This window comes from Phycicoccus sp. Soil803 (assembly GCF_001429685.1).
Classification (GTDB): domain Bacteria; phylum Actinomycetota; class Actinomycetes; order Actinomycetales; family Dermatophilaceae; genus Pedococcus.
The window spans coordinates 3190224-3204478 of record NZ_LMST01000001.1 but is presented as its reverse complement, the minus strand read 5'-3'; the positions used below and the strand labels follow the sequence as shown (position 1 = coordinate 3204478).

Below are 14255 nucleotides of genomic sequence, written 5' to 3'. Positions count from 1 at the left end.
GGCACGGCGAACCCGCCGCACGGCGCGAACGGCCCGGCCGCGCGGCAGGGAACGGGCTTGCCCGGCATACCCTCGACGCATGAGTGACCTGCAGTGTGCCGCCACGCTCCTCGTCGCCCGCCACGGCGACGCGGAGTACGGACACCCCTCGGTGCTGTCCGACGAGGGAGGGTGGCTGTCGCCCAAGGGGATCGAGCAGACCACTGCCCTGGCCGAGTCCCTGGTCGGCCGAAGGGTGGCCGCGGTCCGCACCAGCCCGCTGGTGCGCGCCGTCCAGTCCGGCGCGGTCGCGGCCGAGGTCCTGGGGGTCGACTCGCGCGCGGTCGAGGGGCTCGAGGAGTTCTCGGTCGGTGCCCTGGCGGGCCGGCCGCACGACGACCCCCAGCTGCACTCGGTCTTCAAGGCCTGGCTGCACGGCGACACCAGGCGCTGCATCCCCGGCGGGGAGACGGGGGAGGAGGTCCTCACCCGCTACCGGGAGGCGCTGCTGTCGATCGCCGACCAGTTCCGCGGCGAGACCGTCCTGGTCTTCTCGCACGGTGGCGTCATGTCGTTCGCCCTGCCGCGGCTGTCCAGCCACCTCCGCGGGGACCTCGCCGGCGCCAAGTTCCTGCCCAACTGCGGGGTGGCCGAGGTGGCGGTCGACGGTGACGGCTTCGACGTCCGTACCTGGCCGGGCTCGACCGACCGCGCGGTCGTCTGACCCCGGCGCCACCTGCACAGGGTGTGCCAGCGCCGCCCCGACGACTAGAACAGCCGGTGCTCGCTGTTGTCGATGCCCTTGAGCGCGTCGTAGTCCAGCGTCACGCAACGGATGCCCCGGTCGGTCGCCAGCGTGCGCGCCTGCGGCTTGATCTCCTGCGCCGCGAAGACCCCGGTCACCGGTGACAGGTGCGGGTCGCGGTTCATCAGCTCGAGGTAGCGGGTGAGCTGCTCGACGCCGTCGATGTCACCCCGCCGCTTGATCTCCACGGCCACCGAGGCCCCGGCGGCATCACGGCACAGGATGTCGACCGGTCCGATGGCGGTCATGTACTCGCGACGCACCAGGCTCCAGCCGTCGCCGAGGGTGTGGATGTGCTCGGCCAGGAGCTTCTGGAGGTGGGCCTCGACCCCGTCCTTGACCAGCCCGGGGTCGACCCCGAGCTCGTGCGACGAGTCGTGCAGCACCTCGTGGATGAGCACCCGGAGCCGGTCCTCCGACTTGGCGTGCTGCACCAGCCAGACGGCCGTGACGCCGTCCGCGGTCTCGTGCTCCTCGGGGGACACCTCGGCCATCGCGCACGGAGGAGACATCCAGTTGAGCGGCTTGTACGAACCACCATCGCTGTGGACCAGCACCGACCCGTCCGCCTTGACGAGGAGCAACCTCGTCGCCAGGGGGAGGTGGGCCGTCAGCCGGCCCTCGTAGTCCACCGAACACTTCGCTATGACCAGCCGCACGAGGGGTCACTCTACGGGCAGCCAACCGTTGCGTCGTGCGGGGTCGGTGGCGCACACTCGGAGCACAGAGGTGAGCTGGTATGCCGAACGTCCTGGGCAACGTCGCCGGTCTCGTCCTCGTGATGGGCACCCTCGTGAGCGGGGTGCGTTGGCTCACGACGGGCCAGCCACCCCGGCTCGTGCAGCCAGCCGTCACGAGGTACCAGGCACGGCGCGACCTGCGGCGCCCTGTGCCCGAACCCATCCCGCCCATCCTGCTGGCCATGGAGCTGAGCCGGCTGGCCGCGCACATCCGCCGCGTCGAGGCGGGCGACCAGCCCCGCAAGGCGGAGCGGCTGATGGCGGCCAGGCTGGCCTACGACCACGCGCTGCGGGACTACTGCCGGGCCGTCGGCATCCCGGTGCCCGTGGCGATCCGCGGCCTGTCCCGCGAGCAGCGGTTCCACATGGAGTCCGCCCTGATCGGCGCCGGCCACGACTGGTGACCCGGCTTCCCGCAGGTCTTTGATGGGTTGGCCACACCAGGGTGTGGTCAACCCATCAAAGACTCGGGCTTCGGGGCCGGGGTGGTGACCGTCACGCTGCCCAGGGGTCCACGCGGCATACCCGCTCTGCCAGACTCGCCGCATGGCTCGTGAGTTCAGCAAGGTCGGAGTGATCGGTCTCGGCACCATGGGTGCCGGCATCGTCGAGGTGTTCGCCCGCAACGGCATCGACGTCGTCGCCGTCGAGGTCGACGAGGCGGCGGTCGAGAAGGGCCGTGGGGTGCTCGAGCACTCCACCGGCCGGGCCGTCAGCCGCGGCAAGCTGAGCGAGGAGGACCAGGCGGCGCTGCACTCGCGCGTGCTGTTCACCTCGAGCCTCGACGACCTCGCGGAGTGTGAGCTGGTCGTCGAGGCCGTCCCGGAGCACCTCGACCTCAAGAAGGACGTCTTCGGCAAGCTCGACGCGATCGTCGGCCCCGACGCCATCCTCGCGACCAACACCTCGTCGCTGTCGGTCACCGAGATCGCGGTGGCCACCGGCAACCCCAAGCGGGTCGTCGGCATGCACTTCTTCAACCCCGCGCCCGTGCTGCAGTTCGTCGAGGTCATCCGCACGGTCGTCACCGAGGACGAGGTCTTCGAGGACGTCAAGGCCCTGGCCCTGCGGCTCGGCAAGCAGCCGGTCATCGTCGGCGACAAGGCCGGGTTCATCGCCAACGCCCTGCTCTTCGGCTACCTCAACCACGCCGTCTCGATGTTCGAGTCGCGCTATGCCAGCCGCGAGGACATCGACGCGGCGATGAAGCTCGGCTGCGGCTACCCGATGGGACCGCTGGCGCTGATGGACCTCATCGGCCTGGACACCGCCTACGAGATCCTCGACACGATGTACAAGCAGGGCCGGGACCGGCTGCACGCCCCCAGCCCGGTCATCAAGCAGATGGTCAGCGCCGGCCTCAAGGGCCGCAAGAGCGGGCGCGGGTTCTACACCTACGCCGAGCCGGGCAGCAGCCAGGTCGTCGACGACTCCCTCACGCCGCGCCCCGCAGGTGACGCGGGCGTGGCCCTGCGCGAGGTCCGCACGGTCGGGGTCGTGGGCTCCGGCACCATGGCCACCGGCATCATCGAGGTCTTCGCCAAGGCCGGCTACGACGTCACCTACGTGACCCGCAGCCAGGCCAAGGTCGACGCCGTCACCGCGGCGATCACCAAGTCGCTCGAGAAAGCGGTGCAGCGCGGCAAGCTCGAGGAGTCGGCCCGCGCCGAGGCGCTGTCCCACCTCACCGGCACCACCTCGCTGGACGCCCTGGCCACCGTCGACCTCGTGGTCGAGGCGGTCGTCGAGGACCTCGCCGTCAAGAAGGCGTTGTTCGAGAACCTCGACGAGATCTGCAAGCCGGGCGCGATCCTGGCCACCACCACCTCGTCGCTGCCCGTCGTCGACTGCGCGGCCGCCACGACGCGGCCCGAGGACGTCATCGGGATGCACTTCTTCAACCCGGCCCAGGTCATGAAGCTCGTCGAGGTCGTCCACACCGTCTCGACCGCCGCCGACGTCGTGGCCACCATCCAGGACGTGTGTGCCAAGGTCGGCAAGCATGCCGTGACCTGCGGTGACCGCTCGGGCTTCATCGTCAACGCGCTGCTGTTCCCCTATCTCAACGACGCCGTGAAGATGCTCAGCGCCAACTACGCCACCGCCGACGACATCGACACCGCCATGAAGACCGGCTGTGGCCTGCCGATGGGGCCGTTCGAGCTGCTCGACGTGGTCGGCAACGACGTGTCCCTGGCGATCCAGCGCGAGCTCTACCTCGAGTTCCGCGAGCCCGGGTTCGCCCCGGCGCCGCTGCTCGAGCACATGGTCACGGCCGGCTACCTCGGTCGCAAGACCGGTCGCGGCTTCCGCACCTACGCCTGAGCCGGGTCGGGTGCGGCCTTCGGGCCGTGCGGCCTCTGGGAGACTGGACCCATGCCCCGCGCCAACCGGCGTCGCCGTGACGACGCCCCGCTGAACCTCGACCGAGCGGTCGGGGGCACCGCGCGGCGGGAGCTGTATGCCGGTGCCGAGTGGTTCGTGCGCCGCGTCACCGGCAGTGGGGCGAGCCGGGCGTACCTGTGCCCGGGTTGCCAGCAGAACATCCCGATCGGCACGCCCCACGTGGTCGCCTGGCCGGCTGAGGGCATGGGCGGTCTCGACGACCGACGGCACTGGCACACGCCCTGCTGGGAGGCCCGCGACCGCCGCCACACCCGCGGCGCCACCCGCTGACCGCTGACTCGGCGCGCCAGGGGGGCCAGCCGCGCGGCACGCGTGCCCAATGACGACTCGGCGCGAACCTGTTTCGCGGGGACCGACGTGCGGAGGATGCTGGCTCCATGAGAGTGGCGGCGGCGGTCTGTTCGCTCGTGCTCGGCCTGGGGTTCGGCCTCCCCGGCGTCTTCGGCGCGCTGCACCTTGCCCGCACCGGTGAGGTCTGGACGTTCGTCGGTTTCCCGACCTACGGTGGCGGCCCGTTCGAGCGCTGGGGCATCCCAACCTCGGTGGCGCTGGTGGTGGGCTTCGTTCTCGTGTGCGCTGCCGAGGTGGTGCTGGGCGTCCTGATCCTGGCTGACGCCCCCGGCGCGAAGGCCCTGTCGATCGCCCTCCTGCCGTTCGAGCTCGCCTACTGGGTCGGGTTCGCGTTGCCCTTCGGCCCACCCCTCGGCATCGCCCGCACTGTCCTGCTGTTCCTCTGAGGTCAGCCCGGCGCGCCACCGCCCGCCTCGACGAGGACCTTGACCCTGGTCACGTACGCGTCGAGCGCCTCCTGGAGCTTGGTCCCCACTTTCCGAGTGAAGCCGACGGGGACCTTTGACTCGAAACGGACGACATAGCGGCACCCGCCGGCTGCGTCGGTCAGTTCGTGACGTTCGATCGTCGACACCCGTTCGGTCCGTGACCGGCGGACGGACAGGCTCGGCGGGAGCTGGGTCAGGACATCCGACTCGAGCACGGCAAGCTGTCCCTGATCGGTCGTGCGGAACACGAAGAGGGTCCTGTCGTGACCGTCCACGGCCGTGCCAGGGACGGTGAACAGCTTCACGCGATGGCCCTCCAGGAGAAGCGCTTCAACGCCGTCTGCCTCGACCAGATCCCAGACGGCTTGACCGGTGGCACGGATGTGAACCTCGGACTGCGCCTCGAAGAGCTCGCCGAAGAGCTCGTCGTCGCGCCGCTCGTCCTGCCGTCGTGACCAGCGCTGCTCAAGACGCCCCAAGAACCCCGTCCCCTGCATCCAGCCAGTATCACTGACGGCGCCAGGTCGCGAGTGGCATTGGTCTCAAGGGGCGATCAGTGGCTGTGGTGGCGCAGATGCCCGCGGGCCCGTCGCTTCAGGTCAGTGGCGGCGCTGGCGGGGCAGCAGGACCTCTTCGTAGAGGAGCAGCAGGCCGGCGGCGACCGGGATCGCCAGCAGCGCGCCGAGCACGCCGAGCAGCGTGCCGCCGGCGAGGGCGGCGACGACCGTCACCGCGCCAGGCACCGAGACCGTGCGCTGCATGATCCTCGGTGCCACGACGTAGTTCTCGAGCTGCTGGTAGACGACGTAGTAGATGAGGGCGATGACCGCCTTCTTGGGCTCGTCGAAGATCGCCACCAGGCACACGACGGCCGCGCCGGCGGTCGCACCCACCATGGGGATCAGGCCGAGGAAGCCGACCGCGACGGCCAGCACCGCGGCATACGGGATGCCGACGATCATCATCATGATCCACGAGCAGATGGCATTGATCGTCGCGACGGCGACCTGGCCGATGGCGTAGGAGCCGGTGCGTCGCATGATCTCCTCGGACAGCGAGATCACCCGCGGACGACGCGAGGCGGGGACGATCGCGTAGGCGCCCTGCTTCACGCGGGGGAACGACGCGAGCAGGAACAGCGTGAGGACCAGCACCGTGAAGGCCTGGAAGATCCCGCCGATGACGGCCGCGCCGACGCCGAGCACGCCGCCGAAGACCTGGCTGAGGAAGTTGCCGTCGGTGATCCGCTTGTTGAACTCGGCCTGGATCTTGTCGACCACGCCGTAGTGCTGGTCGAGGTCCTTCACGAAGCGGCTCTGGAGGATCTGGTCGAGGTAGTCGGGCGCCTTCTGGGCGAGGTCGGTGCCCTGCGAGATGACCGGCGGCACCACGACGAGCCCGAGGAGCGTGAACACCGCCACCACCCCGGCGAAGACCAGGGCGACCGCACCTGCGCGGTTGAGCCCGTGGCGGGTGAGGAACTCGACGAGCGGGTTGAGCGTGAGGGCCAGGAAGAACGCGATGACGACGAGGGTCAGGACGGTGGTCAGCCGGCCGAGCGTGTGCCAGAGGAGCACGGCCGTGAGCACGCCGATCGCGCCGACGAAGCCCATGTAGAACGGCGACTGGCGGTTGAGGGGGCGCCCGGCGCGCCCGTAGCGACGGCCGTCGTCATCGGGCGAGCGCTCGGCGTCGTCCTCGCGCTCGCGGACTCCCACGCCCAGGTCGGCGTGGCCCGATGGGGACGTCGTGCCGTCGGTGGGCACCCCGTCGGGCTGGTCGCCGGGCTCGCTGGCCGCGCCGGTCGCTCCCGCTGGCTGACGGCGCGAGGGCAGGATGTCGGCGAGCAGCTCACCCCACTCGCCGGACTGCTCGGAGCGGTCGTGGGGGTGGTTGCTGGCCCGCAACGCGTCCCGCTGGGCGCGCCGGAACTCTCTCCACCGGTCGAGCACTGACATGCGACGACCCTATGGCACCGACACCCGCCCAGCCCGCGAAGGCGCAGGTCAGGCGTTGCGGAAGCGGTTGATCTGCGGGAGCAGGGCCGCGCGCTTCTCGGTGTCCGTGACGCCGAGGCCAGCCTCGGGCGACAGGGTGAGGACGCCGACCTTGCCCTGGTGGGCGTTGCGGTGGACGTCGAGGGCCGCCTGGCCGACCTCGTCCATGCCGTAGGTCTTCGACAGCGTCGGCTGGATGAGCCCGCGGTTGATCAGCTCGTTGGCCTCCCACGCCTCGCGGTAGTTGGCGAAGTGGCTCGAGATGATCCGCTTGAGGTTCATCCACAGGTAGCGGTTGTCGTACTCGTGCATGTATCCGGAGGTGGACGCACAGGTGACGATCGTGCCGCCCTTGCGTGCGACGTAGACGCTCGCACCGAAGGTCTCCCGGCCGGGGTGCTCGAAGACGATGTCGACGTCGTGGCCGCCGGTCAGCTCGCGGATCTTCTTGCCCAGCCGCTGCCACTCCCGCGGGTCCTGCTGGGTGTTGCCGTCGTTCCAGAACCGGTAGCCCTCGGCGTTGCGGTCGATGATGAGCTCGGCACCCATCTCGCGGCAGATCTGGGCCTTCTCGGGCGACGAGACGACGCAGATGGGGGTCGCCCCGCCGGCCAGGGCCATCTGGGTGGCGTAGGACCCGAGGCCGCCGGAGGCGCCCCAGATGAGCACGCGGTCGCCGAGCTTCATCGCCGCGCCGTTCTTGGAGATCAGCTGGCGGTAGGCCGTGGAGTTCACGAGCCCGGGGGAGGCCGCCTCCTCCCACGACAGGTGGGCGGGCTTGGGCATCAGCTGGTTCGACTTCACGATGGCGAGCTCGGCGAGGCCGCCGAAGTTGGTCTCGAAGCCCCAGATGCGCTGCTGCGGGTCGAGCATCGTGTCGTTGTGGCCGTCGGCGTCCTCGAGCTCGACGGACAGGCAGTGCGCCACGACCTCCTGGCCTGGCGTCCACTTGGTCACCCCGGGGCCGGTGCGCAGGACGACGCCGGCCAGGTCGGAGCCGACCACGTGGTAGGGCAGGTCGTGCCGCTTGGCGAACTCGGAGGTGCGGCCGTAGCGCTCGAGGAAGCCGAAGGTCGACACCGGCTCGAAGATCGAGGTCCACACGGTGTTGTAGTTGATGGCGCTGGCCATGACGGCCACCAGGGCCTCACCCGGCGCGAGCTCGGGCACCGGCACGTCGTCGAGGTGCAGCGACTTGCGGGGGTCCTTGTCCTTGCTGGCCAGGCCCTCGAACATCTCGACCTCGTCCTTGTGCACCGTCACGGCGCGGTAGGACTCGGGGATGGACAGCCCGGCATACGTCTCCTGGGTGCGGTCCCCGGAGAGGATGGCGTCGCGGATTTCCTGCATCGGTGTGGCTCCTCGGCGTCGTCGGCACGTGCAGCCGAAACTACTGCTGGGTAAGGCGATCCGGGGCCCGGTGAGACTCCGGTCACGCGGTGACCTACCTCACCCGCCGCCTGCCTCGGCGGGCTCACGGACCGGGTATGCCGCGTGGGCAGTCCCAGCCTTGGGTCCCCGCTGGCGGTCAGTGCGTCTCGTGCGCGGGCTGGACCAGCTCCACGAGGATGCCGCCGGCGTCCTTGGGGTGGATGAAGTTGACGCGGGAGTTCGAGGTCCCCCGTCGCGGCTCGTCGTAGAGCAGGCGCAGGCCCCGGTCACGCAGCACCTGGCTGACGGCTTCGACGTCCTCGACCCGGTAGGCGACCTGCTGCACGCCGGGGCCTGAGCGGTCGAGGAACTTGGCAATCGTCGACTCCGGGGAGAGCGGCGCGAGCAGCTGGATGTGGGAGCCGCTGCCGCCCACGGCCATCATCGCCTCGCGCACGCCCTGCTCCTCGTTGACCTCCTCGTGCGCCAGCGTCATGCCGTAGGTGTCGCGGTAGAAGGCGATCGCCTCGTCGAGGTCGCGCACCGCGACCCCCACGTGGTCGATGGCCGTGAACAGGTCGATCGGCAGGCGGGTCATGCCACCACCGTAGGCACCCGGCCGCCTGGCAGACAGGGGTGAGTCGTGTGGTGGTCGCCACGAGGGGTGACCCGGCAGGCCCGGATCGGCGACGGCCCGCCGGGTCACGGTGGTGGTGTGGTGGTGCCCCCACGGGACAGGCCCGGAGCCTCCCGCGGGTGCCGGCCGAGCACGCCCGGGGACGGTTCGTCGTGCGCGAGGCCCCTAGACTGGCGCCCATGTCCGCACTGTCCCGGGACGACGTCGCGCACCTTGCCGGCCTCGCCCGCATCGACCTGTCCGACGCCGAGCTCGACCGCATGGTCGGCGAGCTGGGCGTCATCCTCGAGTCCGTGGCCAAGGTGCAGGAGGTGGCCGCCGACGAGATCGAGCCGATGTCGCACCCGCTGCCCCTGACCAACGTCACGCGTCCCGACGAGGTCCGCCCGTCCCTCGGTGCCGAGGCCGCCCTGGCTGCTGCTCCCGAGAAGGAGCAGCAGCGCTTCTCGGTGCCCCGCATCCTGGACGAAGACTGAGCGACCGCGCCGAGCGCGCGTCCCACCCAGCGACAGACCCTGCGACAGACCAAGGACGACCCTCGTGAACACCGACCCCACCCGCCTCAGCGCCGCTGAGCTGGCTCATGCCATCGCCTCGAAGGAGCTCAGCTCCGTCGAGGTCGTCCAGGCCCACCTCGACCGGATCGCCGCGGTCGACGCCGACGTGCACGCGTTCCTCCACGTGGACGGCGCAGGCGCGCTCGACGCGGCCCGGGCCGTCGACGAGCGCCGGGCGTCCGGCGAGGACCTGCACGTCCTCGCCGGCGTCCCGATCGCCGTCAAGGACGTCATGGCGACGAAGGGCCTGCCGACGACGTGCGGCTCCAAGATCCTCGAGGGCTGGATCCCGCCCTACGACGCCACGCTCGTGTCGCGGCTCAAGGCAGCCGGCATGCCGATCCTCGGCAAGACCAACATGGACGAGTTCGCGATGGGGTCCTCGACCGAGCACTCGGCCTACGGACCCACCCACAACCCCTGGGACCTCACCCGGATCCCCGGCGGGTCGGGAGGTGGTTCCTCGGCCGTGGTCGCGGCATACGAGGCACCGCTGGCGATCGGCACCGACACCGGTGGGTCGATCCGCCAGCCGGCCTCGGTGACGGGCACCGTCGGCGTGAAGCCGACCTACGGTGGTGTCTCGCGCTACGGCCTCGTGGCCCTGGCCTCGAGCCTCGACCAGGCCGGTCCGTGCACGCGGACCGTGCTCGACGCCGCGCTGCTGCACTCGGTCATCGGTGGCCACGACCCGATGGACTCCACCTCGATCAACGCCCCGGTGCCCTCGGTCGTCGAGGCCGCACGGCGCGCCGACGTCAAGGGGCTCAAGGTCGGCGTCATCAAGGAGCTCGGGGGAGAGGGCTACCAGGCCGGCGTGCGCGCCCGGTTCGACGAGTCGGTCACCCTGCTCCAGGAGGCCGGGGCCGAGGTCGTCGAGGTGTCCTGCCCGAGCTTCGACTACGCGCTGGCCGCCTACTACCTGATCCTGCCGAGTGAGGCGTCCTCGAACCTCGCGAAGTTCGACGCCATGCGCTACGGCCTGCGGGTGCTGCCCGAGGGGATTGAGGACCCGAGCGCGGAGCAGGTCATGGCGGCCACGCGTGACGCCGGCTTCGGCGACGAGGTCAAACGCCGCATCATCCTCGGCACCTACGCCCTGTCGAGCGGCTACTACGACGCCTACTACGGTCAGGCCCAGAAGGTGCGCCGGCTCATCGCCAACGACTTCTCCACCGCCTTCGAGCAGGTCGACGTGCTGGTGAGCCCGACGGCCCCGACCACCGCGTTCAAGCTCGGCGACAAGCTGGACGACCCGATGTCGATGTACCTCCAGGACGTCGCCACCATCCCGGCCAACCTCGCGGGCGTGCCCGGCATGTCGCTGCCCAGCGGTCTGGCCGACGAGGACGGGCTGCCCACCGGCATCCAGATCCTCGCCCCAGCGACCCAGGACGAGCGTCTCTACAACGTGGGTGCCGCGCTCGAGAAGATGCTCGTCGACCGATGGGGTGGGCCGTTGCTGGCCAAGGCGCCCCAGCTGACCGCGAAGGGAGCGTGACCATGAGCAGCGCCACGTCCGTTGCCGAGGAGATCGTCGACTACGACGAGGCCCTCGAGCGCTACGACCCCGTGATGGGGCTCGAGGTGCACGTCGAGCTCAACACCGCGACGAAGATGTTCTGCGGGTGCGCGACCGGGTTCGGGGCCGACCCCAACAGCCAGGTCTGCCCCGTCTGCCTCGGCCTGCCCGGGGCCCTGCCGGTGGTCAACGAGAAGGCCGTCGAGTCGGCCATCCGGATCGGCCTCGCGCTCAACTGCGAGATCGCCGAGTGGTGCCGGTTCGCCCGGAAGAACTACTTCTACCCGGACATGCCGAAGAACTTCCAGACCAGCCAGTACGACGAGCCGATCGCCTTCGAGGGCCACCTCGACGTCGAGCTCGGGGACGGCACGACCTACCGCGTCGAGATCGAGCGCGCCCACATGGAGGAGGACACCGGCAAGTCGCTGCACATCGGCGGCGCGACCGGTCGCATCCACGGTGCCGACCACTCGCTGGTCGACTACAACCGCGCTGGCATCCCGCTCATCGAGATCGTGACGAAGCCGCTGACCGGCGCGGGGAAGCGTGCACCCGAGGTCGCCAAGGCCTACGTCGGCGCCCTGCGTGAGCTGCTCCGAGCCCTCGGGGTCTCCGACGTGAAGATGGAGCAGGGTTCGCTGCGCTGCGATGCGAACGTCTCCCTGCGCCCGCGCGCGACCGGCGACCAGTCGCAGGACGACGTGCCGCTCGGCACGCGCACCGAGACCAAGAACGTCAACTCGCTGCGCAGCGTCGAGCGGGCCGTCCGCTACGAGATCACCCGCCACGCGGCGATCCTCGACAGGGGCGACAAGATCACCCAGGAGACGCGGCACTGGCACGAGGACACCGGCGTCACGACCAGCGGTCGCGAGAAGTCGGACGCCGAGGACTACCGCTACTTCCCTGAGCCCGACCTGGTGCCCGTGGCCCCGACCCGCGAGACCGTGGAGACGCTGCGGGGCACCCTGCCCGAGCCTCCCGGTGAGCGTCGGCGCCGCCTCCAGAACGACTGGGGCTACAGCGATCTGGAGATGCGCGACGTGATGAACGCCGGCGCGGTCGCCCTCATCGAGGAGACCGTGGCCGCTGGCGCCACGCCGGCCGGGGCGCGCAAGTGGTGGACCGGTGAGCTGGCCCGCCGCGCCAACGTCGAGGGCCGGAGCGTCGAGGAGTTCGGCGTCACCCCCGCCCACATCGCCGAGCTCGACGGGCTGGTCCGGGACGGCCGGCTCAACGACTCGATGGCCCGTCAGGTGCTCGAGGGCGTGATCGCCGGCGAGGGCGCACCGACCGAGGTGGCGGACGCCCGCGGTCTGGAGCTCGTGCAGGACGACGGTGCGCTCGAGGCCGCCGTCGACAAGGTCATCGAGGCCAACGCCGAGGTCGCCCAGAAGGTGCGCGACGGCAAGGTCCAGGCGGCTGGTGCGCTCATCGGTCAGGTGATGAAGGAGATGAAGGGCCAGGCCGATGCCGGCAAGGCCCGCGAGCTGATCCTCGCCAAGCTGACCTGACGTCCGCTCACCGCACCCGCTGAGCCTCTGTTGGAAGTGGAACTACCGGATATCCGGTAGTTCCACTTCCAACAGACGTGGTCGCGAGACGTGGTCGCGAGGCGGGGTCAGCGGCGGCCGGCGCCGAGCAGGCCGCCGAGCACGTCGGTGATGATCGACCCGGTGTCGACCCCGCCGGACTGCGTGCCCTTGGTCGCCCCGCCGAGGACCTGACCGAGGATGTCGCCGAGCCCGCCGCCGCCCGCGCTCGCGGACGGCGACCGGGAGGCGTCGGCCGCGCCCCCGAGCACCTTCTTGGCCAGCCAGGACAGCACGATGGGCGCGAGGATCGGGATCAGCTTGGCGACGATCCCCTTGCCTGCTGACCCGCTGACACCCCCGAGCTGGCTGACCACCTGGTCGCGGTTGTCGCCGAAGATGTGCTGGGCGATCTTGTCGCCCTCGGCCGGGTCGACCTGGCCGAGGTCGACGCCGCCCTCGACCAGCGCCGGGTCGTGCTGGCCCAGCGCCTCGGCGAGCGAAGCCGCACCTGCCGGGTCGGCCGCGTTGGCGTCGAGGCCCCCGAGCAGGGCCGGTAGTGCGGTCCTGGCAGCCTGCTCGACGTCCGCGGGGTCGGCCCCCACCTGCTGCGCGAGCTGGTCGAGGTCGACCTGCGACAGGATCTCGTCCACTGCTGACATGGGTGCCCCCTTCTGAGGTGGTCGGCCGCCATGGCCGCGCCTGGCGTCAAGGTACCGCGCCGCCGTCCGCGGGGCAGGCCTAGAAGTCGTCGAGCGACAACGCGACGACCCGGTCGTCGTCGGCGGCAGGGGTGCCACGGAAGGTGTTGCTGGTCAGCACCCACAGCCGACCGTCGGGCGCCGTCACCGCATCACGCAGTCGGCCGTACCTGCCCTCGAGCAGCCGGTCGGGCCTGCCGACCCCGTTGGTGGTCAACGGGACCCGCCACAGCGACTCGCCCCTGAGGGCGGCCATCCAGACGGCGCCCTCGGTCACGGCGATCCCGCTCGGTGAGGCGTCGGAGGTCGCCCACTGGACGAGGGGGTCGGTGAAGCCCGAGCGTCCGGCCCTGCCCTCGACGACCGGCCAGCCGTAGTTGCGGCCGGGCTGGATGAGGTTGAGCTCGTCCCACGTGTTCTGGCCGAACTCGCTGGCGAACATCCGCCCGTCGGGTGCCCACGCGATGCCCTGCACGTTGCGGTGCCCGTAGCTCCAGACCGGGGAGGCGCCGAAGGGGTTGCCGGGAGCGGGCTTGCCGTCCTTGGTGATCCTGAGGATCTTGCCGCCGAGGGCCTCCTTGTCCTGCGACCGGTCCGACTTCCCCGCGTCACCGGTCGTGACGTAGAGGTAGCCGTCGGGACCGAAGGCGAGTCGCCCGCCGTTGTGGTGGCCGGCCTTGGGTATGCCGCGCAGCACCACAGTGGGCCGGGTCGCGGCGCCGTCCGCGAAGGTCAGCCGCACGACGCGGTTGTCGTCGGCCGCCGTGAAGTAGACGAAGATGCTCTGGTCGGTGGCGAAGTCGGGGGAGACCGCGACGCCGAGCAACCCGCCCTCGCCGTCCGGGGTGACCCCGGGGACCTCGCCCAGGACCCTCGGAGCCTGGCCGGCCCGGACCTGCAGGAGCCGCCCCTCGTCGCGCAACGTGACGAGGGCCGACCCGTCGGGCAGGAACGCCAGGCCCCACGGGACGTCGAGGTCCTTGGCGATGGTCGCGGTGGCGGCAGCACTCGTCGGACTCGCGGTCGTCGACGGGCTCGTGGTCGTCGAGGCGCTCGAGGTCGCGGAGGTGCTGATCCGGGGAGCCGAGACCGTTCCCGTCGGGCCGGGGTCGTCGCCCGAGCAGCCGCTGACGAACAGCACACCGACGACCACGGAGGCGGTTGCGGCCCCGGCGGAGGTGCGCCCTGGACCCTTGCGCCTCGGATGGACTGGTGCACGCGGCATA

At 70.7% G+C, this 14255-nt stretch carries 15 protein-coding genes; 8 read left to right on the top strand and 7 right to left on the bottom strand.

The window, feature by feature from the left end:
* Positions 1-79: 79 nt before the first annotated feature.
* Entirely contained in the window at positions 80-703 is a 624-nt protein-coding gene (locus ASG95_RS14810; RefSeq protein WP_057377947.1) for a histidine phosphatase family protein, read from the top strand.
* Between the two features lie 44 nt (positions 704-747).
* On the opposite strand, the gene nucS is transcribed toward ASG95_RS14810, so the two are convergent.
* Positions 748-1443, bottom strand: coding sequence for an endonuclease NucS (gene nucS, locus ASG95_RS14805; protein WP_056922445.1), 696 nt, complete (start codon positions 1441-1443; stop codon positions 748-750).
* A gap of 80 nt (positions 1444-1523) precedes the next feature.
* On the opposite strand from nucS, the gene ASG95_RS14800 reads away from it, so the two are divergent.
* The 4 genes from ASG95_RS14800 to ASG95_RS14785 all read left to right on the top strand — a co-directional run bounded on the left by ASG95_RS14800 (position 1524) and on the right by ASG95_RS14785 (position 4667).
* Positions 1524-1928 (top strand): hypothetical protein, encoded by a 405-nt coding sequence (locus ASG95_RS14800; RefSeq protein WP_056922446.1) that lies wholly within the window; start codon positions 1524-1526, stop codon positions 1926-1928.
* Positions 1929-2070: 142 nt separating this feature from the next.
* A complete protein-coding gene (locus tag ASG95_RS14795) occupies positions 2071-3849 on the top strand; it encodes a 3-hydroxyacyl-CoA dehydrogenase family protein (protein WP_056922447.1) in 1779 nt (592 codons plus the stop codon).
* 51 nt (positions 3850-3900) lie between these two features.
* Positions 3901-4200, top strand: coding sequence for a hypothetical protein (locus ASG95_RS14790; RefSeq protein WP_056922448.1), 300 nt, complete (start codon positions 3901-3903; stop codon positions 4198-4200).
* A 107-nt stretch (positions 4201-4307) separates the two neighbouring features.
* Positions 4308-4667, top strand: a complete 360-nt coding sequence (locus ASG95_RS14785; protein WP_056922449.1) for a hypothetical protein — start codon at positions 4308-4310, stop codon at positions 4665-4667.
* A 2-nt stretch (positions 4668-4669) separates the two neighbouring features.
* Here ASG95_RS14785 and ASG95_RS21425 read toward each other — a convergent pair whose 3' ends face one another.
* The 4 genes from ASG95_RS21425 to mce form a co-directional block, all read right to left on the bottom strand.
* On the bottom strand, positions 4670-5206 hold the full coding sequence (locus ASG95_RS21425; RefSeq protein WP_157582114.1) for a hypothetical protein: 537 nt from the start codon (positions 5204-5206) through the stop codon (positions 4670-4672).
* A 102-nt stretch (positions 5207-5308) separates the two neighbouring features.
* Positions 5309-6667, bottom strand: a complete 1359-nt coding sequence (locus ASG95_RS14775; protein ID WP_057377945.1) for an AI-2E family transporter — start codon at positions 6665-6667, stop codon at positions 5309-5311.
* 48 nt (positions 6668-6715) lie between these two features.
* Positions 6716-8056 carry a crotonyl-CoA carboxylase/reductase gene (gene ccrA / locus ASG95_RS14770; RefSeq protein ID WP_057377944.1) on the bottom strand — a complete coding sequence of 447 codons (1341 nt, stop codon included), beginning with the start codon at positions 8054-8056 and terminating at the stop codon, positions 6716-6718.
* Positions 8057-8234: 178 nt separating this feature from the next.
* Positions 8235-8675, bottom strand: a complete 441-nt coding sequence (mce, locus tag ASG95_RS14765; RefSeq protein WP_056922453.1) for a methylmalonyl-CoA epimerase — start codon at positions 8673-8675, stop codon at positions 8235-8237.
* Between the two features lie 218 nt (positions 8676-8893).
* Here mce and gatC point away from each other — a divergent pair, with 218 nt between their 5' ends.
* The 3 genes from gatC to gatB all read left to right on the top strand — a co-directional run bounded on the left by gatC (position 8894) and on the right by gatB (position 12310).
* On the top strand, positions 8894-9190 hold the full coding sequence (gene gatC, locus ASG95_RS14760) for an Asp-tRNA(Asn)/Glu-tRNA(Gln) amidotransferase subunit GatC (RefSeq protein WP_056922454.1): 297 nt from the start codon (positions 8894-8896) through the stop codon (positions 9188-9190).
* Between the two features lie 64 nt (positions 9191-9254).
* Positions 9255-10772, top strand: coding sequence for an Asp-tRNA(Asn)/Glu-tRNA(Gln) amidotransferase subunit GatA (gene gatA / locus ASG95_RS14755; protein WP_056922455.1), 1518 nt, complete (start codon positions 9255-9257; stop codon positions 10770-10772).
* Between the two features lie 2 nt (positions 10773-10774).
* On the top strand, positions 10775-12310 hold the full coding sequence (gene gatB, locus ASG95_RS14750) for an Asp-tRNA(Asn)/Glu-tRNA(Gln) amidotransferase subunit GatB (RefSeq protein WP_057377943.1): 1536 nt from the start codon (positions 10775-10777) through the stop codon (positions 12308-12310).
* A gap of 107 nt (positions 12311-12417) precedes the next feature.
* Here the strand turns inward: gatB and ASG95_RS14745 are convergent, their stop codons facing one another.
* Positions 12418-12990 (bottom strand): DUF937 domain-containing protein, encoded by a 573-nt coding sequence (locus ASG95_RS14745; protein WP_057377942.1) that lies wholly within the window; start codon positions 12988-12990, stop codon positions 12418-12420.
* 79 nt (positions 12991-13069) lie between these two features.
* Positions 13070-14254: a sorbosone dehydrogenase family protein gene (locus ASG95_RS14740; protein ID WP_057377941.1), complete on the bottom strand. Its 1185-nt coding sequence runs from the start codon at positions 14252-14254 to the stop codon at positions 13070-13072.
* Between the last annotated feature and the right edge of the window lies 1 nt (position 14255).

What these genes read in the sequence shown, in the direction of transcription:
- ASG95_RS14810 (WP_057377947.1), top strand. Translation starts at nt 80, where the DNA reads ATGAGTGACCTGCAGTGTGCCGCCACGCTCCTCGTCGCCCGCCACGGC.
- ASG95_RS14800 (WP_056922446.1), top strand. Translation starts at nt 1,524, where the DNA reads ATGCCGAACGTCCTGGGCAACGTCGCCGGTCTCGTCCTCGTGATGGGC.
- ASG95_RS14795 (WP_056922447.1), top strand. Translation starts at nt 2,071, where the DNA reads ATGGCTCGTGAGTTCAGCAAGGTCGGAGTGATCGGTCTCGGCACCATG.
- ASG95_RS14790 (WP_056922448.1), top strand. Translation starts at nt 3,901, where the DNA reads ATGCCCCGCGCCAACCGGCGTCGCCGTGACGACGCCCCGCTGAACCTC.
- ASG95_RS14785 (WP_056922449.1), top strand. Translation starts at nt 4,308, where the DNA reads ATGAGAGTGGCGGCGGCGGTCTGTTCGCTCGTGCTCGGCCTGGGGTTC.
- ASG95_RS21425 (WP_157582114.1), bottom strand. Translation starts at nt 5,206, where the DNA reads ATGCAGGGGACGGGGTTCTTGGGGCGTCTTGAGCAGCGCTGGTCACGA.
- ASG95_RS14775 (WP_057377945.1), bottom strand. Translation starts at nt 6,667, where the DNA reads ATGTCAGTGCTCGACCGGTGGAGAGAGTTCCGGCGCGCCCAGCGGGAC.
- ccrA (WP_057377944.1), bottom strand. Translation starts at nt 8,056, where the DNA reads ATGCAGGAAATCCGCGACGCCATCCTCTCCGGGGACCGCACCCAGGAG.
- mce (WP_056922453.1), bottom strand. Translation starts at nt 8,675, where the DNA reads ATGACCCGCCTGCCGATCGACCTGTTCACGGCCATCGACCACGTGGGG.
- gatC (WP_056922454.1), top strand. Translation starts at nt 8,894, where the DNA reads ATGTCCGCACTGTCCCGGGACGACGTCGCGCACCTTGCCGGCCTCGCC.
- gatB (WP_057377943.1), top strand. Translation starts at nt 10,775, where the DNA reads ATGAGCAGCGCCACGTCCGTTGCCGAGGAGATCGTCGACTACGACGAG.
- ASG95_RS14745 (WP_057377942.1), bottom strand. Translation starts at nt 12,990, where the DNA reads ATGTCAGCAGTGGACGAGATCCTGTCGCAGGTCGACCTCGACCAGCTC.
- ASG95_RS14740 (WP_057377941.1), bottom strand. Translation starts at nt 14,254, where the DNA reads ATGCCGCGTGCACCAGTCCATCCGAGGCGCAAGGGTCCAGGGCGCACC.